Origin of the sequence: Yersinia sp. FDAARGOS_228 (assembly GCF_002073315.2) — a bacterium.
GTDB lineage: Bacteria > Pseudomonadota > Gammaproteobacteria > Enterobacterales > Enterobacteriaceae > Yersinia > Yersinia intermedia.
The window spans coordinates 3,651,620-3,673,914 of the sequence record NZ_CP020409.2 but is presented as its reverse complement, the minus strand read 5'-3'; the positions used below and the strand labels follow the sequence as shown (position 1 = coordinate 3,673,914).

Genomic DNA, 22,295 nt, shown 5'->3' with positions numbered 1-22,295 from the left:
GCATTCAGCCTGTTGTGCTGTGAGTAATGCAAAAAACCGGAGGAAGGTGAGTGCGCCTTGCCTCCGGTTTTGCTATCTAACTATCTAAATCATAGCTTGATTGAACGATTTTCTAGCGCTAACTCAGAATGTTTCCCAGTTTAGTGCGTCGTCACCGGACTTCTTATTCTTGGCCGCGTTGTTTTGCATGGCAGACATCGGTGCAGGTGTTTTAACTGACGGGGCAGGGTTGTGACCCTTTAAATGGAATACTGCAACAGCTTGAGTCAATATTTCAGCTTGTTGTTCAAGAGAAGCTGCCGCCGCTGATGCTTCCTGAACTAAAGAGGCGTTCTGTTGCGTAACATTGTCCATTTCTGAAACTGCTTGGGCAACCTGGCTAATACCACGGCTCTGCTCATCAGAAGCGGATGCAATTTCACCCATAATATCAGTTACATGAGTAACGGCCGTTACAATCTGGTTCATCGCTTTACCGGCATCCGATACCAGAATTGATCCATCACCAATCAGATCAACTGAGGCCTCAATCAACGATTCTATCTCTTTGGCAGCATCGGCACTGCGTTGTGCCAGATTACGGACCTCACTGGCCACCACGGCAAAACCACGGCCTTGTTCACCCGCACGGGCAGCTTCAACCGCCGCATTCAGTGCCAGAATGTTGGTCTGGAAAGCAATGCTGTTAATTACATTGGTGATTTCAGCAATTTTCATGGAACTGAGGGATATTTTATCCATAGTACTAACAACATCATTAACAATATCGCCACCCTGAGCAGCTTTACCTGAGGCATCAGCAGCCAACTGACTTGCATGATGGGCATTCTCCGCATTTTGTTTCACAGTTGCGGTCAGTTGCTCCATGCTAGCGGCTGTCTGTTCAAGTGATGCGGCTTGTTGCTCGGTACGCGCTGAAAGGTCGGTATTACCCAGAGCAATTTCACTAGAGCCTTGGTAAATAGATTCAGCACTGCTGCGCACGGCTCCAACAGTGATGGATAACGAATCCTGCATTTGCTGAATATTGTTACCCAGCACACCAATTTCGTTACGACCAAATGAGACTGACGTTTGTGTCAAATCCCCCTGAGCAATACGCTGGATACGTTCTACCAGCCAATTAATTGGCTTGATGATGACTTTGCTGATCACTAAAAAAGCCACGATTGTCAGCAAGATAGCAAGAATAAAAGCACCACCCATCAGCATGTAACCAAGCCGTGCTTCTTGTTGGGCTGCTTGATTAATTTGATTAGCCTGTTCGGTACGGTATTTAAGGGCTTTCAGCAGTGGCTCATTATAAGCATCATCTAACTGATTAAGTTTTTCAGTCTCAAGGGAGATAACTTCTTCAAAATGTCCTTCTTTCGTCGCGTCGAGCATGATTTTCATCCCCTCGTCGCGATACTGTTCGTAGGCTTTTTTCAATGGTACATCTAATGCGGTATCCGTTTGGGATTTAACCGGACGGTTATAGTAGAGATCAAACATTTGCTGCGATTGAGTAATACGACTCTCAGCGTTTTTTAGCCCTTGTTGATAACCCTCGGTATCACCGATGCGTGCCGCTGATGCTGCTTGAATCAGAATAAGGCGTGCAGTGCGCAGGTGGTTCGAGCTGTTGGACAGGCCAAGGCGAATATCCAGCTCTTGTGTCGCCTCTTCCAGTGATTGGTTACTCTGTTTTAAGAAATAGCCAGACGTCCCAATTGCGGCTGCAAATAAAAGCAGTATTCCCGCCAAGATGGCGATAAACAAAGTAACCAGACGCATGTTATTGATAAATAATACTTTCGTATCTTTATTCTGTTCTGGCGCTATTTTTATATCCAATGGCTGATGCGTACTTCCACGTTTCATTGTTAGTTCCGTTTCTATAGTCGCTCGAGGAAAGGTCCTGGCCTGATGTACCCGGTATATCTGATGCTATAGCTTTGTGCGCTGTAACACCGATTACTGCGGGTATAGGCATCGCTACTTAAAGTTAATCCACCCCTATATGTAAAAAAAATCTCAACAGTCCTTTAAGAACCTATCGGCAACGGTCCTAAAATAGTTAGGGTTATAAATGAGATCACGATCGCAATTTGGATTAAAGACTCATTATATTTTTGTAATTGCGTCAATGACTTGATGGGGAGAACACCGGAATAGGCGGTGCTGGCTGGATGAGGGGCTATAGACGTTATGCCTCAGTTACCTTTACGTTAAGGTCATTGAGCGAGGCGAGAAGGATATCGGCGTGAGTAACGGCAGGTGAGAGCGCTCAAATTGATTCTCGCATCCCTGCTTTTATTCTTATGCATACCTAATATAGGCTCAACGGCTTGATGATGGTGCGACACAAATAATCGATATATTATAAATATTAAGTTTATTATTTAATTCACTGGAGCTGGTTTAGGTTTTGTTTAGAAATATAGGCTTTACATAATTATCACACGCAACTATACTCTTGGAAAATTTAGGTGGAGAAATTAATGGATACGCAAAGTAGTAGTCAAATAAGCAAGGCAAGCTAACCTATCTCTCTACTGATTTGTTGCTTGCCGAAAATGGCGGGCAGCACCCTCTCTAATATCCTGAGTTGTGCATACCCAAGTAGATCCTAATTAGTTGAAGTTATAGTGGTGTTGATGGTGTTTATTCACTTAAAACACAAACTTGAGCCAGCCGTCGAGATTTATTCGTTTGTGGTCTGGTTATAACTTCAATTACTGTGGGTTTGATATATAACTCGATGTTTAATCATCGAGGGTATTGTTTCGGGTTTCTATTATGGTATTTAACAACCACGCACTATTTCCTCCTGGCATAAATACAGGCTATTGCTGATTCATAACTTTAGGTTATATGTTTCAGCACAATTACCTGTGTGCTAACTAGCACATGATTATTCTACCAATGATTAATTCATGGAGAGAATCATGGCATTAACTCCTTTTGTCGTAAATTTATTACTGGCGATGTGCTTGGGCGCATTAATTGGCGCAGAAAGACAATGGCGTCAGCGTATGGCGGGTTTACGTACTAATGCATTGGTTGCGACCGGTGCCGCAGTATTTATTCTCAGCTCTTATGCTACATCCCCTGATAGTCCTGGCCGTATTGCCGCTCAAGTTGTCTCTGGAATTGGTTTTCTGGGCGCGGGTGTCATTATGCGTGAAGGCATGAATATTCGTGGCTTGAATACCGCCGCAACGCTCTGGTGCTCGGCGGGGATCGGTGTGCTTTGTGGCTTGGGATTATATTGGAATGCGGTGGCTGCCACTGCGGTTATTCTGTGTGCCAATATATTATTACGTGAGGCGGCGCAACGGATTAATATGCAGCCTCAGCAACAAGCTATAGATTTAGAGGTTCGTTACCGGATTCAGGTCACTTGTGGTGCGGAAGATGAGATATTGGTTCGCACCCTTATTTTGCAGGCGTTAAATGGCGTCGCATTACGGTTACAGTCGCTTTGTAGTGCAGATATTGCTAAACCCGGCCAATTGGAAGTGTGCGCAGAAATAATGGCGACACCCGCAGCGCAAAAAGAAATTGAAGGTATTGTTTGCCGTGTCAGTCTGGAGCGGAGCGTCAGTGCAGTTCATTGGCGCATTGCATCTGAATTACCGGTTTAATTGCAAAGTAGTTTACTCACTAATAAGTGACTTAAATTCGCAGTAAATAATTAAATGCTGACCCATGTGGTAGTAAGGAGTTGCTATGGACGATCACCCCGGAGTTAACCAAATTAGCTGCTGCTAATTAAATATAAAATTAGCAGCGCAATAATAGTTCAGCACATTTATCTCTCGGCAATTGAGCGGATAAGCCCTGTGCGTTTAGAATTAAAAGAGAAGCGTTATGACCCAATTCAAAAAAACAGCCACTGGCCGTAGCAATAATAGAAAACCTTTTGCTATTGCGCAGGAAGCCAAAAACAGTCTGGATCAAACATTATCCAAGTTGAATGCTAATTTAAATGGCCTGACAGAAGAGGATGCCCGGGAGCGGCTGGAATTATACGGTATTAATCAGGTTGCGCATGAGAAAGCGCCCCCAGCATTGGTTCAGTTACTGGCGGCATTTAATAACCCCTTTATTTTTGTTTTGATGATATTGGCGGCAATCAGTTTCTTTACTGATTATTGGCTGCCATTACAACACGGAGAGGAAACTGATCTGGTTGGTGCCAGTATTATTGTGACAATGGTATTGATCAGTGGGTTACTGCGTTTTTGGCAGGAGTACCGGACCAATAAAGCGGCTGAAGCTCTGAAATCGATGGTGCGAACCACCGCCACAGTATTACGTCGTAGTAGCCATAGCGCCCAACCGGCAAAGCAAGAAATTGCGATTAAGCAGTTAGTGCCCGGCGATATTATTCTATTATCAGCCGGAGATATGATTCCAGCGGATTTACGGCTGATTAAATCCAAAGATTTGTTTATCAGCCAAGCGATTCTAACTGGAGAGGCTATCCCTATTGAAAAGTATGACGCAATGGGGACCATCAGTTCGAAGTCAGTCGATGCGGAGGTCAATAGTGAGAGTGAGTTACTTGAGCTATCCAATATCTGTCTGATGGGAACGAATGTTGCCAGTGGAACGGCAATGGCCGTGGTTGTGGCTACTGGCGGGCATACTTATTTCGGCTCGCTTGCTAAGTCGATTGTTGGTACGCGTGCGCAGACGGCATTTGATCGTGGCGTCAACAGTGTCAGTTGGTTATTGATCCGCTTTATGCTGGTAATGGTACCAATAGTATTGCTGATTAATGGTTTTACAAAAGGTGATTGGACTGAAGCGGCACTATTTGCACTGGCAGTGGCGGTTGGGTTAACCCCTGAAATGTTGCCGATGATTGTCAGTTCTAACCTGGCAAAAGGCGCCATTGCTATGTCGCGGCGTAAAGTTGTGGTTAAGCGATTGAATGCAATACAGAACTTTGGTGCTATGGATGTATTGTGCACGGATAAAACCGGCACATTAACCCAAGACCGCATCATTCTTGAACACCATCTGGATGCCAGTGGCAGCAATGACAGTAAAGTACTGCAATTGGCATGGCTTAACAGTTTCCATCAAAGTGGTATGCGAAATCTGATGGATCAGGCGGTGATAAAATTTAGCCGTGGTAAACCAGAAATCGATGCTTTGCGCAGCTTTAACAAAGTGGATGAGTTACCGTTTGATTTTATCCGTCGCCGTTTGTCAATTGTGGTAAAAGATGAGCAACAGCATCAGCGCTTAATCTGCAAAGGCGCAGTGGAAGAGATGCTGAGTATCTGCACCCAAGTTCGCGAGGGGGATAAGATATACCCACTGGATGACGTCCGCAGAGCCAAATTACTGGCGTTAGCTACACAATATAATGAAGACGGTTTTCGTGTTTTGTTACTGGCAACCCGTGAGTTAGGGACTCAGATTAGCGAATTACCGTTAAATATTGCTGATGAATGTGATTTGGTTGTTCAAGGGCTACTGACTTTCCTCGATCCGCCAAAAGAGAGCGCCGAGGCTGCTATTACCGCACTACGTGAAAATGGTGTTGCAGTTAAAGTCTTAACTGGCGATAACCCGATTATTACGGCAAAAATTTGCCGCGATGTTGGTTTGGAACCGGGGGAGCCGCTGAGTGGTCGTGACATTGAAGGTATGGATGATGAAACACTCGCGCGTGAAGTGGAGTTGCGCACGGTGTTTACCAAGCTCACCCCTTTGCAAAAATCACGGGTGCTAAAAATGCTGCAAAGCAATGGGCATACCGTTGGTTTTCTTGGCGATGGCATCAATGATGCCCCGGCATTACGCGATGCTGATGTGGGGATATCGGTTGATACCGGCACCGATATCGCTAAAGAGTCGGCTGATATTATTCTGTTAGAAAAGAATCTGATGGTGCTGGAAGAGGGGGTCATTATAGGGCGTGAGACCTTCGGCAATATTATCAAATACCTGAATATGACGGCCAGCTCGAATTTCGGCAATGTGTTCTCAGTATTGGTTGCCAGTGCCTTTATTCCTTTTTTACCGATGTTAGCTATCCACCTGCTGTTACAAAACCTGATGTATGACATCTCCCAGCTCTCTTTACCGTGGGATAAAATGGACAAAGAATTTTTACGTAAACCACGTAAGTGGGATGCTAAGAATATTGGCCGCTTTATGCTATGGATTGGGCCGACCTCCTCAATTTTTGATATTACAACTTATGCACTGATGTGGTTTGTTTTTGCTGCGAACAGCGTTGAGCATCAGGCTTTATTCCAATCAGGTTGGTTTATTGAAGGTCTGTTATCGCAGACGTTGGTTGTCCATATGTTGCGCACGCAAAAAATACCGTTTATCCAAAGTACAGCCGCCTTGCCGGTGCTCTTGACGACCGGATTGGTCATGGCTATTGGTATCTATATTCCGTTCTCACCATTAGGAGCATTAGTCGGATTACAACCATTGCCGTGGCAATATTTCCCATGGTTAGCGGGTACATTGATAAGCTACTGCGTTGTTGCGCAAATGATGAAGCAGTTCTATATCCGCCGGTTCGGCGAGTGGCTGTAATTGCTTCGATTAATGTTTAGGTTTTATATCCGGCAAGGCTATTTGTTGCTATTAGGGTATTGATATAACAGTTTCCGGGGCGAGTTGGCCCCGGAATTATTTCGACTATTCGTTACTGACGCGAATCACCAGCTTGCCAAAGTTCTTGCCTTCCAGTAGGCCGATAAAGGCTTGTGGCGCATTTTCTAGTCCATCGACCAGGTCTTCACGGAACTTGATTTTGCCTTGATCAACCCATTGCGTCATTTGCTGTAAAAAATCACCAAAAAGATGGCCGTAGTCATCAAAGATGATGAACCCTTGCATTCTAATCCGCTTGCGCAAAATGATACTTTGCAACAGCGGCAAACGATCCGGGCCATCCGGTAATTCCGTGTCATTATAGCGTGCTATCAATCCACATACCGGGATACGGGCGCGTGGGTTCAACAATGGTAATACAGCGTCAAATACTGCGCCACCTACATTTTCATAATAAATATCAATACCTTCAACGCATACCTTCTCCAATTGTTGCGCAAAGTCGGTTGCCTTGTGGTCAATACATGCGTCGAAACCTAGTTCTTCCACCACATAGCGGCATTTCTCCAACCCTCCGGCTATGCCGATAACTTTGCATCCTTTTAGTTTACCAATTTGTCCGACAACGGAGCCAACCGCACCGCTGGCTGCGGCAACGACCAGAGTTTCGCCTGCTTTGGGCTGACCAATATCTAATAGCCCCATGTAAGCGGTGAAACCAGGCATGCCCAAAACGCCCAGAGCGCGTGAAGGATGGGAGAGCTGTGGCCCCAAGTTGCGGACACCAGAACCATCCGATAGCGTGTAGTCTTGCCAGCCACTGTTGGCCAAAACCCAATCCCCCACTTGAAACTCTGGGTGATTAGAGGCTTCAACGCGTGAAACGGCCCCACCCACCATGACATCGCCAATTTCCACCGACGCAGCATAAGAGGGGGCATCGCTCATGCGGCCACGCATATAAGGGTCAAGAGACAAATAGCGAGTGCGAAACAGCACCTGACCTGCTGCGGGTTGCGCAATAGGTTGAATATCTAATGCGAAATTTTCACTGCCAGGCGTACCATGCGGTCGAGAAGCCAGCAGAATACGGCGGTTATTGATTTTATCTTGAGGCATCAGATTCCCTTACTTGGACGTAGTAAAAAGGTAGGTAGTGAACATAGCAAATAGTGAACATAGCGAATGTTGAAAATAACGTGTGTTGAAAATAATAGTAGAACTTGGCGGGATGGTTTCAGCTAATAGTGCGACAAGACAGCGAAAGGTATCGCTGTGTTAATCGCATGGTTATCGCATGTGCAACTATGGGTCAATCAAAGTGGGACAATCAACACATCAACAGTACTGGTATTAATCAGCTTGGCAGCAGAGCAGGAGAATTTATTCATCAGCCGGGTACTGTGATTACCGCAGATAACCAAATCAATGTGCTGTTGCTGGCAAACATACGCCATGCTATCAGCGAACTCACCATGCACAATGGATCTATCCGTTATGGGATAATCAGCATTAATCGCCAATTCTTCCATAAATAGCTGCGCTTCTTCTTGTAACACAGATCGCAAATCACCCAACATGGGAGCGGCGTAACTGCTGTACATTTCCGGTTCGGTAGTCAGGGTAATTAACGAAACCTTCCCATTATAGGGCCGTACGATAGAAACGGCTTTATTAACCAACTGCTGACTATCGGGTGAAAGAGCAACTGCGACCAGTACATTCCTGTATCCCATCATTAAGCTCCCATAAGCACGGCTACAGATTAAAGGTTAGGGGAATACACATTTGATAAATGAGATGTCAGTCACATTTGGTTACGAGGTAGCAATAATATGAATTGTGATAGGAACTTAATTAAAATAATGGCAATTTAACGCATTTTGTAACTTATGCTTCAAACATTATTAATTAAACAATATAACAATTTATTTACAATTAATTATCAAAGATGTATCTATGGACCAAAATTTAAAATGTGCCTAAGTGAAATGTATACGCTAGCGTTGGTCTGAAACATGCAGTTACTTCTGTTGCCTTTTTTAATACGTGTTGTCAGGTTTATTAACGTTAAAAGTTGAGTGGGTTAATAAATAAGCGATAAACGTTTTTTTGAAATTGCATAAATATTCGTTAAAGCAAAATAGTTTCGGATTGTTACTGACAGGATAACCGAGCTATAACGGGCTCAATTAGATCTTACCACTACAAATTTCGGGTTATGACAGATTTATGTGCTGCTATTTTGCTTTGGGAATACTTTTGTTCGAAATGATCTAAAAACGCTAAGAATTTGGCCTATATATCTAGTTTTTTAGCTCTTTTCTGACTTGTGAGTGTTTTTTAACCAGTGTGGTGGGTGAAAAATGAACGATTTTGGGGGTAAAAAATGACTTTATATTTTATTTTTGTGATGCATATCACATTACATTTAAAATGAATCACCAGTCACGTTGTATGTGCTAACGATTCGGGAGTAGAGTTGGGCCTCTTTAGGAATAATCCTAATATTTTGTAAGAAAAGTTTCACAGCAAGATGCACTATCAGAGCAGCGTTCAATAAAGCTGCCAAGTTTACGACATGTTATTTCATACCAAAATGGTATTTTTGTAATGTAACACCAGTAGGTTTTAATTACTTTTAGTTCTAAAGGGCTTAATTAACTGTCTATCGGGAAGGATCCCAGGTCTTGGGTGAAAAATACTATCATCCAACTTATGTTTTAAAACATAATCAGTCGGGATGTATAAAATGAGTACGTCTGAATTACTCAAACATATTTATGATATTAATTTGTCTTACTTGCTTTTGGCTCAACGGCTAATTAATGATGAGAAAGCTTCAGCGATGTTTCGTCTGGGTATTACAGATACTATGGCCGACGCATTAGCGCAGTTAACTTTGCCACAAATGGTTAAATTAGCTGAGACTAACCAGTTAGTCTGCCATTTCCGTTTTAGTGATCACAACACTATTCATCATCTGACGAAAGAGTCTCGTGTAGATGACTTGCAGCAAATCCATACAGGGATCCTTTTGTCGAGTCATTTACTCCACGAGCTATCGTTACAAAACGGTAGTGCGCCTAAAAAAAGAGCATGACTGATGGTTGAGAAAAGTATTGTCCAGGAAGCCAAAGACATTCATTTGGCAATGGAGTTAATCACTTTAGGTGCGCGTTTGCAGATGCTTGAAAGCGAAACGCAACTTAGCCGAGGGCGTTTAATTAAGCTCTACAAGGAGCTAAGAGGCAGTCCGCCGCCTAAAGGAATGCTGCCATTTTCGACTGATTGGTTTATGACCTGGGAACAGAATATTCATTCATCGATGTTTTATAACGCTTACAGCTTCTTGCTGAAAAGCGGGCAATGCACCGGTGTCGAGGCCGTTATTAAGGCCTATCGTCTTTATCTGGAACAGTGTCCTGACCAGTCTGGAGTGCCGCCATTACTGGCGTTAACTCGCGCCTGGACTCTGGTCCGATTCGTTGACAGTGGTATGTTGCAACTCTCTGGTTGCAATTGCTGTGGTGGGACTTTTATCACCCATGCGCATCAACCACGAAACAGCTTTGTTTGCAGTCTCTGCCAGCCACCTTCCCGCGCAGTAAAAAAACGTAAACTTTCTCCGCCATCTGCCGATATTACTTCACAACTGCTGGATGAGCAGGTTAGACGCGCAGTTTGAGTTTCTTTGAGTTGTCAGAGTTTTTGGTTGCAGCAGCGGTATGGATACCGTTCCTGTAGCCAGCTAATGGCAATTCATCGTACTCAAAGAGTGCTAACGCCTCACCTTCCACCCATACACTTTGCTAAGGATGTCGCGTGTTAGTTATTTTGGGTTATATCGTGGTCTTAGGTGCGGTCTTCGGTGGCTACATGATTGTTGGTGGCAACCTTGGCGCACTGTATCAGCCAGCCGAATTTTTAATTATCGGCGGTGCGGGTGTTGGTGCATTTATCGTGGGTAACAACGGTAAAGCCATAAAAGCCACAATAAAGGCCATGCCAAAATTGATGCGCCGTTCTAAATATAACAAAGTCCTGTATATGGACTTAATGGCGTTGCTTTACCGTTTATTAGCTAAATCCCGCCAACAGGGGATGCTGTCACTAGAACGGGATATAGAAAGTCCGCGTGAAAGTGAAATTTTCTCTAATTATCCTCGGATCTTGGCCGATAAGCTATTAGTGGAATTTATTACCGATTATTTACGGTTAATTGTCAGCGGAAATATGAATGCTTTTGAAATCGAAGCTCTGATGGATGAAGAGATCGAAACTCACGAGCAAGAATGTGAAGTTCCCGCAGGTAGCCTGGCGATGGTGGGGGATTCGTTACCCGCATTCGGTATTGTTGCTGCGGTTATGGGGGTGGTGCATGCCCTGGCTTCCGCCGACCGGCCAGCTGCAGAACTTGGGGCGCTAATTGCCCATGCAATGGTGGGGACGTTCTTGGGTATTTTGCTGGCATACGGATTTATTTCACCCTTGGCCACCTTGTTGCGTCAACAGAGTGCAGAAACCACCAAGATGATGCAGTGCATCAAGGTGACACTGCTTTCCAGTCTGAACGGATATGCGCCACAAATTGCCGTAGAGTTTGGCCGCAAAACGCTATACACCACTGAGCGTCCATCGTTCATTGAGCTGGAAGAGCATGTGCGCAGAGTGAAAGCTCCGGCACCGCAAGCGACAGAAGAGGACGCATGAAGCATCAGAACCACCCCGTTATTGTGGTCAGAAAGCGAAAAGCCAAGCATGGTGGCGGTCATCATGGTGGGTCATGGAAAATTGCTTACGCTGACTTTATGACAGCGATGATGGCTTTCTTTCTGGTGATGTGGTTGCTATCGGTTTCCAGCCCGCAACAACTGACACAAATTGCGGAATATTTTCGTACCCCATTGAAAGTAGCATTAACCAGTGGTGATAAGAGCAGTTCCAGTAGTAGCCCGATTCCGGGGGGCGGTGATGACCCAACTCAGCAAGTGGGTGAGGTACGCAAGCACATCGATTCGGAAGAAAGCCGCAAAGAAGAGTATCGACTTAATAAGTTGCGGGAAAAATTGGATCAATTAATCGAATCCGACCCGCGACTGAGAGCATTACGGCCACATCTTCTGATCAACATGATGGAAGAAGGGCTAAGAATTCAGATTATTGATAGCCAGAATCGGCCAATGTTTAAGATGGGCAGTGCGCAGGTAGAGCCGTATATGCGCGATATTTTACGTGCGATCGCGCCTATTTTGAATGACATACCAAACAAAATCAGTTTGTCTGGGCATACCGATGATTTGCCGTATGCCAATGGCGAACGAGGTTACAGCAACTGGGAATTGTCGGCTGATCGCGCTAATGCTTCACGGCGTGAATTGCTCGTCGGTGGTTTGGATGAGGGAAAAGTGCTGCGGGTAGTGGGCATGGCCTCGACGATGCGCTTGAAAGAGCAACCAGGGGATGATCCGGTTAACCGTCGTATCAGTATTTTAGTGCTGAACAAACAGACGCAACATGATATTGAGCATGAGAATTTAGATAACAAAGCGCTAGATATAGAAAAAGCCGCGAGCTTAAAGCAGCTTGAGACCAGCGGTACTGCGCCAACCGCTACTCCTGCTGCTGCGAATGCAACAGCGCCAGCAGCGACGGGTACGGCAACGGCCACTGAGCAACCTGTCGCTGCGGGGTCAACAACTGGGGCGGCAACAGTACCGGCGGTAACAGCACCGGTAACGGCAGCACCGGTAAAAACGATAGCGCAGCCGGCAACAGCACCACAAACACAACAATCGAGCACGGGGAACATCACTCGAGCTGCCACTGGACCAACGACATCGTTGCCTGCGGCACCTGCAAGTAATGCACCGGTCTCTCCGACAAGCCGCGACGCACAGTAGAGGTGACACCGTGAGCATGGATATTACCGCGTTTTATCAGACTTTCTTTGATGAAGCAGATGAATTACTGGCAGATATGGAACAGCACTTGCTATTGCTGGACCCGCTAGCACCAGATAAAGAACAACTCAATGCCATTTTCCGCGCAGCTCACTCGATTAAAGGTGGTGCCGCGACGTTTGGCTTTACGGTATTACAAGGGACAACTCATCTGTTGGAAAACCTGTTGGATGGTGCCCGCCGCGACGAAATGCGGTTGAGTACTGATATCATCAACCTGTTTTTGGAAACGAAAGATATTATGCAGGAACAGTTGGACGCTTATAAAACCTCACAGGAACCTAATGCGGAAAGCTATGAGTATATTTGCCACGCATTGCGCCAACTGGCCTTAGAGGCTTTAGAACAACAAAACCCGAGTAGCAGCGTGCCTGTAGCTCAAGGGAGCGGTGGCGCGGTAGCGACCGAAACCAAAGTTGGCGGTAAGTCACCGGCGCTGGTTCAGGGGGGCATGCGTATTCGCTTGTCTGGCCTGAAAGAACAAGAAATCCCGCTGATGTTGGAAGAGCTGGGCAATCTGGGTGAAGTGAAAGATCCGCATCAAAGTGCTGATAGCCTGGAAGCTACCTTGATTACATCTGTCAGTGAAGATGATATCAGCGCGGTGCTCTGTTTTGTGCTGGAACCAGAACAGATCAGTTTTGTTCAAGCTGAGTTGCAACCAGAATCAGAGGCTGAAATTGCTGTGGTTGCACCGGTTCTCGCCGAATCACCGCAAACCGTAGCCGCGCCGGTTGCAGACATCAACAGTACGCCTAAAACGGCGGTTATTGCTGCACCGACCAGCCCGGAACATGTCAGACCAAAAGCGAAGGCTAGCGAGTCGACCAGTATCCGAGTGGCGGTTGAGAAAGTTGACCAGTTGATTAACCTGGTAGGCGAGTTAGTTATCACTCAATCGATGCTGGCACAGCGCTCCAGTACTCTGGACCCTGTTATCAACGGTGATCTGCTCAATAGCATGGGGCAGTTGGAACGCAATGCGCGCGACTTGCAAGAGTCGGTGATGTCTATCCGTATGATGCCGATGGAGTATGTATTCAGCCGCTTCCCTCGCTTGGTGCGCGATTTAGCCAGCAAGCTCAATAAGCAAGTCGAGCTGACGCTGCTTGGCAGCTCAACGGAGCTGGATAAGAGCCTGATTGAACGCATTATTGACCCTCTAACCCATCTGGTTCGTAACAGTTTAGACCACGGTATTGAAGATGCGGCAACCCGTATTGCTGCGGGTAAACAGCCGGTCGGGAATCTGACACTCTCCGCAGAGCATCAGGGTGGGAATATCTGCATTGAAGTCTTGGATGATGGTGCAGGACTAAACCGGCAGAAGATTCTGGCAAAAGCCCAATCTCAAGGCATGGCTGTTAATGAACATATGAGCGATGAAGATGTGGGGATGCTGATTTTTGCCCCCGGATTCTCCACCGCCGAGCAAGTCACTGATGTTTCCGGCCGTGGTGTCGGTATGGATGTGGTTAAGCGAAATATTCAGGAAATGGGCGGCCATGTGCAAGTCAGTTTCCAGGCTGGTCTTGGCACGTCAATCCGTATTCTATTGCCATTGACGCTGGCTATTCTTGATGGAATGTCAGTAAAAGTCAGTGATGAAGTCTTCATTTTGCCATTGAATGCGGTAATGGAATCGCTGCAACCTTTGGCTGAAGATTTGCATCCGTTAGCCGGCGGTGAGCGGGTATTGCAAGTGCGCGGTGAATACTTACCTTTGGTTGAGTTATACCGGGTATTTGATGTTGAAAATGCCAAAACTGAAGCGACTCAGGGCATTGTTGTGATTCTGCAAAGTGCCGGGCGTCGCTATGCACTCTTGGTTGATCAATTGATTGGTCAGCATCAGGTGGTGGTGAAAAACCTTGAGAGTAACTATCGCAAGGTGCCAGGTATTTCTGCCGCAACCATATTGGGTGATGGCAGCGTAGCATTAATTGTTGATGTGTCGGCTTTGCAGGCATTAAACCGGGAAAAGCGCGTAACGGCTGATGATGTGGTCGCTGCCTAACAGGTGGACCTCTATGAAGCCTGTATTAAACCCGTATGAAAACAGGTATAGGGCGCGGAATTTATTCCGGTCCTGAAAACAAACATAAACTCAACCTATTGATTGAAGGGTGAAAACATGGCAGGACTAGCAACCGTCACGAAGCTGGCTGGCGAAACGGTAGGACAAGAGTTCCTGATTTTTACGCTGGGCGATGAAGAGTACGGAATTGATATTCTGAAAGTACAAGAGATCCGTGGTTACGATCAGGTGACCCGTATCGCTAACACCCCAACGTTTATTAAAGGTGTCACTAACTTACGTGGTGTCATTGTCCCCATTATTGATTTACGGGTTAAGTTTGCACAAAGCGGCGTGAGTTATAACGAAAATACCGTGGTGATCGTGCTGAATTTTGATCAGCGCGTGGTTGGTATTGTTGTTGATGGGGTGTCTGATGTGCTGTCATTAACCACTGAACAGATACGCCCAGCACCAGAATTTGCCGTCACTTTGGCAACTGAGTATCTAACAGGTTTAGGTTCACTCGGGGAAAGAATGCTGATTTTGGTTGATATTGAAAAGTTGTTAAGCAGTGAAGAGATGTCGTTGATTGACTCTGTCATTAAAGGGTAAGTTTAAGTTAGTCTGCCCAGAAGGTTTCGGTTGATATTCGTTCAGTGATCAGGTGATCACATGTCTCATATCAACCGAACCAATCACCATCGCGTTCTTCGCCGAAACAGCGGGCCGCTTTTAGCCGATCAAGCCTGATTAGCTCGGTTTCTACATCGATAATAACAAACGGCTAACACTCACACCCATCTCGTTAAAATAATGTCTCTCTCCGGTAAAGTTCCCCCTCCCAGTGCCGATAACACAGTTAATTAGACGTCCTATGTTTTGGCGTACCCGTGTTTTGACGTACTTATGAAGGGATAACATGTTTAAGCGTATGAGAGTGGTCACCAGCCTCCTGTTGGTGTTAGTGCTATTTGGTGCCTTGCAGCTCGTTTCCGGCGGGCTTTTCTTCAATTCCCTGAAAAATGACAAAGAGAACTTCGCAGTCTTACAAGTTATTCGTCAGCAACAGTCGGTGTTGAATGAAAGTTGGGTAAATCTGCTGCAAACCCGTAATACGCTGAACCGCGCAGGCATCCGTTACATGATGGATGTGAATCACACCGGTAGTGGCCCTACGGTGAATGACCTGTTGGCTTCAGCCAAAGGGACATTGGGTGTGGCGGCGGAGCGTTTTAAAAGTTACGAACAGATCCCGTTGGATAGCCAACAAGATGCTGAGTCAGCTAAAAAATTAAAACAGACTTATGACCAATACTTTGGTGCTTTGACCGAACTGATCCAATTGATGGAAGCTGGCAAGATCAATGAGTTCTTCGATCAACCCACCTCTAGCTTCCAAAATGCTTTTGAGCAGGACTACAACACTTACCTGACACAAAATGATCGCTTGTATGCCGCCGCAGTGGAAGACAGCAACCAATCATTTAGCTTCGCGATGGGTGTGATTATTACCGTACTGATTGTGGTATGTGCGGTGATTATTGTTGTTTGGCTTGGTATGCAACACATCTTGATTAATCCGCTTAAGCACTTGATCGAGCATATTAAACATATCGCTAACGGTGACTTAACCCAGACTATCGAAGTGCATAGCCGCAACGAAATGGGCACATTGGCAGCCAGCCTGAAACACATGCAAACGGAATTGATTACTACCGTCAGTGATGTGCGTTTAGGTGCCGATGCCATTTATAGCGGTGCCTCAGAAATTTCCGCCGGCAACAACGATCTGTCGGCGCGTACAGAACAACAAGCCGCCTCACTGGAAGAAACCGCCGCCAGCATGGAGCAGTTAACTGCCACCGTGAAACAGAATGCTGAGAATGCCCGTCAAGCTAGCCAACTGGCCTTGAGTGCGTCGGAAACGGCACAGAAAGGTGGCAAAGTGGTGGCGAATGTGGTGCAAACCATGCATGAAATTGCCGGCAGTTCGCAGAAGATTGCTGATATCACCAGCGTTATCGATGGTATCGCTTTCCAGACCAATATCCTGGCACTGAACGCCGCCGTTGAAGCTGCGCGAGCGGGTGAACAGGGCCGTGGTTTTGCTGTGGTGGCAGGTGAAGTTCGTAATCTGGCACAACGCAGTGCGCAAGCTGCAAAAGAGATTAAGGGCCTTATTGAAGACTCGGTTAGCCGTGTCGATATGGGGTCAGTACTGGTTGAAAGTGCGGGTGAAACCATGGGGGATATCGTTAATGCGGTAACACGCGTCACCGACATCATGGGGGAAATCGCTTCTGCTTCTGATGAACAAAGTCGCGGTATCGATCAAGTGGGTCAAGCGGTCACTGAAATGGACCGTGTCACCCAGCAAAACGCCTCTTTGGTGGAAGAGTCAGCCTCTGCCGCCGCCGCACTGGAAGAACAAGCCAGTATGTTAACCCAATCCATGTCTGTATTCGTTCTGCGTATGGATAACGGTAGTACTACACGAGATGCTAGAAAAATAAAACAGCCGGCACAGGATTTGAGCATCACGGCTAAAAAAACACTGGGAAGTGACCTGCAAGACAATTGGGAAACTTTCTAGACCCTACACAAAAAAATATACCCTAAATAATTCGAGTTGCAGGAAGGCGGCAAGTGAGTGACAAATTGGTTGTAAACCATTTTGAACAGCGCCAGCGCTGGCCCGTAGGGTGGGCCTCTGATGAGGCTCCTAATCCCCAAGAGCTGACACAAGTCAGTGACTGGGGTGATTGAGCGCAGCCAACGTGCAGCTTGAAGTATAACGGGAATAGATAAAGCCGGCCAATGAGCTGGCTGAGAAGAGGTTACGATGTTTGGCCGAATTCGGATTTCTACCAGCTTTTTCCTGTTACTGATATTGATTTGCTCGATACAGTTAATTTCAAGTGGTCTGTCATTTACTGCTTTTCGCTCAGACTACCAAAATTTGAACCGGGTGGATCTCAGTAGTCAGCAACGGGATGCATTAAGCCTCAGTTGGGTATCCTTGCTTCAGGCGCGTAATACCTTAAACCGGGCGGGGACGCGCTCGGCTCTCAAAGTACCTCAGGAGCAAGTCAACGCATTAATGGGCAATGCGCGCAGCTCATTACAGAAAGCTGACCTCTACTTCAATCAGTTTATTGCTGTGCCACGCCTTGATGAGAGTGATAACGGTAGTGAATTGTTGGATGCCACCAAAAACAGTTATCAGAACTTACGGACGTCGTTACGACAACTAATCGATTTTCTGGAAGCCGGTAATTTACAAGGCTTTATGGATCAACCCACCCAGAAAACACAAGATTTGTTCGAAGCCGATTTTTTACAGTATTTGCAGTACGCCAATGAAGTGATTGCTGAGGCCGGTACCCAAAACCAGCAGGCGTATCATCTCTCCATGTGGATATTTGGTGCTGCGATTGTCATGGTAATCGCCATGGCGATTTCGTCGCTTGTTTGGCTGCGCACCATGTTTGTCACGCCGCTGAAAATTATGCGCGCGCATTTTGACCGCATCGCGCGGGGGGATTTATCGGCGCAGATTTATGTCTCTGGGCGCAATGAAATTAGCGAGATGTTTGCCAGTTTACGCATCATGCAGCAGTCGTTGATCACCACCGTTAGCCATGTCCGAGATGGTACTGAAGCCATGCTGACGGGGATTCAGGAAATTTCTGCGGGTAACAATGATTTGTCGGCAAGAACCGAGCAACAAGCGGCATCGTTGGAACAAACAGCAGCCAGTATGGAACAACTGACCGCCACAGTGAAACAGAATGCAGATAATGCACGTCAGGCAACATTACTGGCAAAAGACGCATCAGGGACCGCCGCCAAAGGGGGCGAGTTGGCAGGCAGTGTGGTGACAACCATGCATGATATTGCCACCAGTTCACAGAAGATCGGTGCCATAACCAGTGTTATCGACGGTATTGCCTTCCAAACCAATATCCTGGCGTTAAATGCTGCTGTTGAGGCAGCTCGCGCCGGTGAGCAGGGGCGCGGTTTTGCTGTCGTCGCCGGTGAAGTCCGTAATCTGGCCCAGCGCAGTGCACAAGCAGCAAAAGAGATTAAAGGGTTGATTGATGAGTCGGTCAGCCGTGTTCGACAGGGATCCACTCTGGTCGAAAATGCGGGTACTACCATGGAAGAGATTGTTCGCTCAGTGACTCGGGTTACCGACATTATGGGTGAAATCGCTTCCGCCTCGGATGAACAAAGCCGAGGTATTGAGCAGGTTTCACTTGCAGTAACACAGATGGATCAGGTCACTCAGCAAAACGCCGCATTAGTGGAAGAGGCTGCGGCTGCGGCCAACGCACTGGAAGAGCAGGCAAGTAGGCTCTCCGATGCAGTGTCTGTCTTTCGTTTGGAGCAGGATAGCGACAGCGGGGAGGGGCAGGCAGCAGACGGCAGTGGTAAGCAACCGGCTGTTAAGGAAATTCCAGATTGTCAAACGGCGTAACGAAGACTTTGTTGTGGGGTGAGGCCGGATGAAACCATCATCGATGAAACAGCCATTACCCCAAGAGTCTGGGTCGATCCTGACTCAGATGATTCAACGGCTCCCGCTGTCGGATGTTCACTTCCGACGCATATGCCAACTTATTTATCAACGAGCCGGGATCGTACTGGCCGATCACAAACGGGAAATGGTCTACAACCGCCTGGTCAGGCGACTAAGATTGCTGGGAATTAATGACTTTGGTCAATACCTTGCTTTGCTGGAGTCCGACCCGAACAGCGCAGAGTGGCAAGCATTTGTTAATGCCTTGACCACTAACTTGACGGCATTTTTCCGTGAGGCGCACCATTTTCCGATTCTGGCTGAGCATGTTCGTCAGCGGCCGGGGAGTTATTCGGTGTGGAGTACGGCAGCATCGACGGGTGAAGAGCCTTATTCTATCGCGATGACACTTTCTGATGTGTTGGGAAATCGTGCGGGTTCGTGCCAGGTGCTAGCCAGTGATATTGATACCCAAGTACTGGAAAAAGCGACCAGTGGCATATACCGACAGGATGAATTGCGTTCATTGTCGGCACAGCAGATGCAGCGCTATTTCTTGCGTGGTACTGGTCCACATCAAGGCATGGTGCGAGTGCGCCCGGAATTGGCCAATATGATCCATTTCCAGCAACTCAATCTGTTGGCGCCTGAGTGGGCATTGCCTGGACAATTTGATGCAATTTTTTGTCGTAACGTGATGATTTATTTTGATAAAGAAACGCAGGAGCGCATTCTGCGTCGCTTTGTCCCTTTGCTAAAACCCGGCGGCCTGATGTTTGCAGGTCACTCGGAGAATTTCAGTCAAATTAGTCGGGAATTCTATTTGCGCGGGCAGACCGTTTATGGACTGACCAAGGAGAGGTGATGAGTAAAATCAGAGTATTGTGCGTTGATGATTCTGCATTGATGCGCCAGCTAATGACAGAGATTATAAACAGTCACCCAGACATGGAAATGGTTGCAGCGGCTCCCGATCCGTTGGTTGCCCGTGATTTGATCAAAAAATTTAATCCGCAAGTTTTGACGCTCGATGTTGAAATGCCGCGGATGGATGGTTTGGATTTTCTTGAAAAATTGATGCGGTTGCGGCCGATGCCGGTAGTGATGGTGTCATCACTAACCGGTAAGAACTCCGAGATAACCATGCGTGCGCTGGAATTGGGGGCGATTGATTTTGTCACCAAACCTCAGCTAGGTATCAGAGAGGGAATGCTGGCTTACAGCGAGTTGATTGCGGAGAAAATCCGTACCGCCGCTAAAGCCCGCCTGCCACAGCGCGGACCGGAAAACGCCCCGGTTATGCTTACGCATACGCCGCTGCTTAGTAGTGAGAAGTTAATTGCAATTGGTGCCTCTACCGGGGGGACGGAAGCTATCCGAATGGTATTGCAACCGTTACCACCAACCAGCCCGGCACTATTAATTACTCAACATATGCCGCCGGGTTTTACCCGTTCATTTGCTGAGCGGCTGAATAAACTGTGCCAAATCACCGTGAAGGAAGCAGAAGACGGTGAACGGGTATTACCGGGGCATGCCTATATTGCGCCTGGTGATCGGCATATGGAGCTGGCGCGTAGTGGGGCTAACTATCAGGTTCGCATTCATGATGGGCCTGCGGTTAATCGCCATCGTCCCTCGGTTGACGTCCTGTTTCGCTCAGTGGCGCAATATGCCGGGCGTAATGCCGTGGGGGTTATCTTGACGGGGATGGGCAATGATGGTGCAGCCGGATTATTGGAGATGCATCGCGCCGGTGCTTATACCATCGCGCAAAACGAGGCCAGTTGTGTGGTATTCGGCATGCCGCGTGAGGCGATTGGTATGGGGGGCGTTAATGAAGTTCTGGATTTGAACCAGATAAGCCAGCGTATGTTGGCGCAGATTAGCAGTGGTCAAGCCTTGCGAATCTAGTTCCCTTCGTCCTTGATGTTGCAGCAGTGTGTGCTCACCCGAATCACTGACTTGTGTCAGCTCATCGGGATTCGTTTACTTGCTGGTGTACTGTAACGCCAATGACGTTGGGGTGAAATTTTTCGGGCGTGTGTTTTTAATCGCTCAGCGGTGAGCAACAAACCTTAGGAGTTGGTATGGCGGATAAGAATCTCAGATTTTTGGTGGTAGACGATTTTTCGACCATGCGTCGTATTGTCAGAAACCTGCTGAAAGAGCTGGGTTTTAACAATGTGGAAGAGGCCGAAGATGGCGTCGATGCATTGAATAAATTACGCGCGGGTGGTTTTGATTTTGTGGTTTCTGACTGGAATATGCCAAATATGGATGGCCTTGACCTGTTAAAAACTATCCGTGCCGATGGTGCTCTTGCTACTTTGCCGGTTCTGATGGTAACCGCCGAAGCGAAAAAAGAGAATATCATCGCAGCAGCGCAAGCAGGCGCCAGTGGTTATGTAGTGAAACCTTTCACTGCCGCTACCTTGGAAGAGAAGCTCAATAAGATTTTTGAAAAGTTGGGTATGTAAGGAGGCGAGATGAGTAACCATCAAATGCCCGCAACAGATGCGGCATCAGCCAGTGATATAATAAGTCGCATTGGCCAATTGACGCGGATGTTACGCGACAGCCTACGCGAATTAGGTCTTGATCAGGCGATTGCACAGGCTGCGGAAGCCATTCCAGATGCCCGTGATCGACTGGATTACGTCGTTCATATGACGGCTCAAGCCGCAGAAAGAGCACTGAACTGTGTTGAGGCAGCACAGCCGCGCCAAAATGAGCTGGAGTCATCGGCGAAGGCGCTTAAAATTCGCTGGGACGAATGGTTTGCTAACCCTGTCGAGTTATCAGATGCACGTGCTCTGGTTGCTGATACCCGTGAATATTTGGATGTTGTGCCGCAACATACCTCATTTACCAACGCACAATTGTTGGAAATCATGATGGCGCAGGATTTCCAGGACCTTACCGGTCAGGTTATCAAACGCATGATGGATGTGGTGCAAGAGATTGAGAAGCAACTGTTAATGGTACTGATGGAAAATATTCCAGATATGCCCTCTAAACCGCAAAAACCTGCTGACAGTCTACTTAACGGGCCACAATTGGATAAGAATGGTGCTGGTGTTATTGCCAACCAGGATCAGGTTGATGACCTGTTGGACAGCTTAGGCTTTTAAGCCGGCTGTGGGTCATAATTGGCAGGTGAGGGGGATCTCTCATCTGCCGTTATTTCTCGCTGCATTGTTCTTCGCGATAA

The 22,295-nt window shown here is 47.0% G+C and carries 17 protein-coding genes; 14 read left to right on the top strand and 3 right to left on the bottom strand.

What is annotated here, in order from left to right; translation table 11 throughout:
* Positions 1-123: 123 nt before the first annotated feature.
* Positions 124-1,863 (bottom strand): methyl-accepting chemotaxis protein, encoded by a 1,740-nt coding sequence (locus tag A6J67_RS17065; protein ID WP_050297577.1) that lies wholly within the window; start codon positions 1,861-1,863, stop codon positions 124-126.
* A gap of 1,067 nt (positions 1,864-2,930) precedes the next feature.
* Here A6J67_RS17065 and A6J67_RS17060 point away from each other — a divergent pair.
* Positions 2,931-3,629 (top strand): MgtC family protein, encoded by a 699-nt coding sequence (locus tag A6J67_RS17060; protein WP_005192492.1) that lies wholly within the window; start codon positions 2,931-2,933, stop codon positions 3,627-3,629.
* Between the two features lie 226 nt (positions 3,630-3,855).
* Positions 3,856-6,555 carry a magnesium-translocating P-type ATPase gene (gene mgtA, locus A6J67_RS17055; protein WP_050297576.1) on the top strand — a complete coding sequence of 900 codons (2,700 nt, stop codon included), beginning with the start codon at positions 3,856-3,858 and terminating at the stop codon, positions 6,553-6,555.
* Between the two features lie 105 nt (positions 6,556-6,660).
* Here mgtA and A6J67_RS17050 read toward each other — a convergent pair whose 3' ends face one another.
* Positions 6,661-7,695, bottom strand: coding sequence for an NADP-dependent oxidoreductase (locus A6J67_RS17050; RefSeq protein ID WP_050297575.1), 1,035 nt, complete (start codon positions 7,693-7,695; stop codon positions 6,661-6,663).
* 197 nt (positions 7,696-7,892) lie between these two features.
* Positions 7,893-8,312, bottom strand: a complete 420-nt coding sequence (gene uspC / locus A6J67_RS17045) for a universal stress protein UspC (RefSeq protein WP_042570145.1) — start codon at positions 8,310-8,312, stop codon at positions 7,893-7,895.
* A gap of 1,016 nt (positions 8,313-9,328) precedes the next feature.
* Here uspC and flhD point away from each other — a divergent pair.
* The 12 genes from flhD to cheZ all read left to right on the top strand — a co-directional run bounded on the left by flhD (position 9,329) and on the right by cheZ (position 22,215).
* On the top strand, positions 9,329-9,679 hold the full coding sequence (gene flhD / locus A6J67_RS17040; protein WP_032907926.1) for a flagellar transcriptional regulator FlhD: 351 nt from the start codon (positions 9,329-9,331) through the stop codon (positions 9,677-9,679).
* A gap of 3 nt (positions 9,680-9,682) precedes the next feature.
* Positions 9,683-10,264, top strand: coding sequence for a flagellar transcriptional regulator FlhC (flhC, locus tag A6J67_RS17035; protein ID WP_005192497.1), 582 nt, complete (start codon positions 9,683-9,685; stop codon positions 10,262-10,264).
* A gap of 137 nt (positions 10,265-10,401) precedes the next feature.
* Positions 10,402-11,289 carry a flagellar motor stator protein MotA gene (gene motA, locus A6J67_RS17030; protein ID WP_005192498.1) on the top strand — a complete coding sequence of 296 codons (888 nt, stop codon included), beginning with the start codon at positions 10,402-10,404 and terminating at the stop codon, positions 11,287-11,289.
* Entirely contained in the window at positions 11,286-12,479 is a 1,194-nt protein-coding gene (gene motB / locus A6J67_RS17025) for a flagellar motor protein MotB (protein ID WP_050072969.1), read from the top strand. The genes motA and motB overlap by 4 nt, the downstream gene beginning before the upstream one ends.
* A gap of 16 nt (positions 12,480-12,495) precedes the next feature.
* Positions 12,496-14,556, top strand: coding sequence for a chemotaxis protein CheA (gene cheA / locus A6J67_RS17020; protein ID WP_005192501.1), 2,061 nt, complete (start codon positions 12,496-12,498; stop codon positions 14,554-14,556).
* Between the two features lie 117 nt (positions 14,557-14,673).
* Positions 14,674-15,171, top strand: coding sequence for a chemotaxis protein CheW (gene cheW / locus A6J67_RS17015; protein ID WP_005192503.1), 498 nt, complete (start codon positions 14,674-14,676; stop codon positions 15,169-15,171).
* Between the two features lie 307 nt (positions 15,172-15,478).
* A complete protein-coding gene (locus A6J67_RS17010) occupies positions 15,479-17,152 on the top strand; it encodes a methyl-accepting chemotaxis protein (RefSeq protein WP_032907928.1) in 1,674 nt (557 codons plus the stop codon).
* A gap of 249 nt (positions 17,153-17,401) precedes the next feature.
* Positions 17,402-19,039 carry a methyl-accepting chemotaxis protein gene (locus A6J67_RS17000; protein WP_005189295.1) on the top strand — a complete coding sequence of 546 codons (1,638 nt, stop codon included), beginning with the start codon at positions 17,402-17,404 and terminating at the stop codon, positions 19,037-19,039.
* Positions 19,040-19,127: 88 nt separating this feature from the next.
* A complete protein-coding gene (gene cheR / locus A6J67_RS16995) occupies positions 19,128-19,946 on the top strand; it encodes a protein-glutamate O-methyltransferase CheR (RefSeq protein WP_230678711.1) in 819 nt (272 codons plus the stop codon).
* The gene (locus A6J67_RS16990; protein ID WP_005189298.1) at positions 19,946-20,995 is read left to right on the top strand and encodes a protein-glutamate methylesterase/protein-glutamine glutaminase; all 1,050 of its coding nucleotides are present in this window, start codon (positions 19,946-19,948) and stop codon (positions 20,993-20,995) included. Before cheR ends, A6J67_RS16990 begins: the two co-directional genes overlap by 1 nt.
* A gap of 176 nt (positions 20,996-21,171) precedes the next feature.
* Positions 21,172-21,561: a chemotaxis response regulator CheY gene (cheY, locus tag A6J67_RS16985; protein ID WP_032907145.1), complete on the top strand. Its 390-nt coding sequence runs from the start codon at positions 21,172-21,174 to the stop codon at positions 21,559-21,561.
* 9 nt (positions 21,562-21,570) lie between these two features.
* Positions 21,571-22,215 carry a protein phosphatase CheZ gene (gene cheZ, locus A6J67_RS16980; protein ID WP_005189306.1) on the top strand — a complete coding sequence of 215 codons (645 nt, stop codon included), beginning with the start codon at positions 21,571-21,573 and terminating at the stop codon, positions 22,213-22,215.
* The last annotated feature ends 80 nt before the right edge of the window (positions 22,216-22,295 follow it).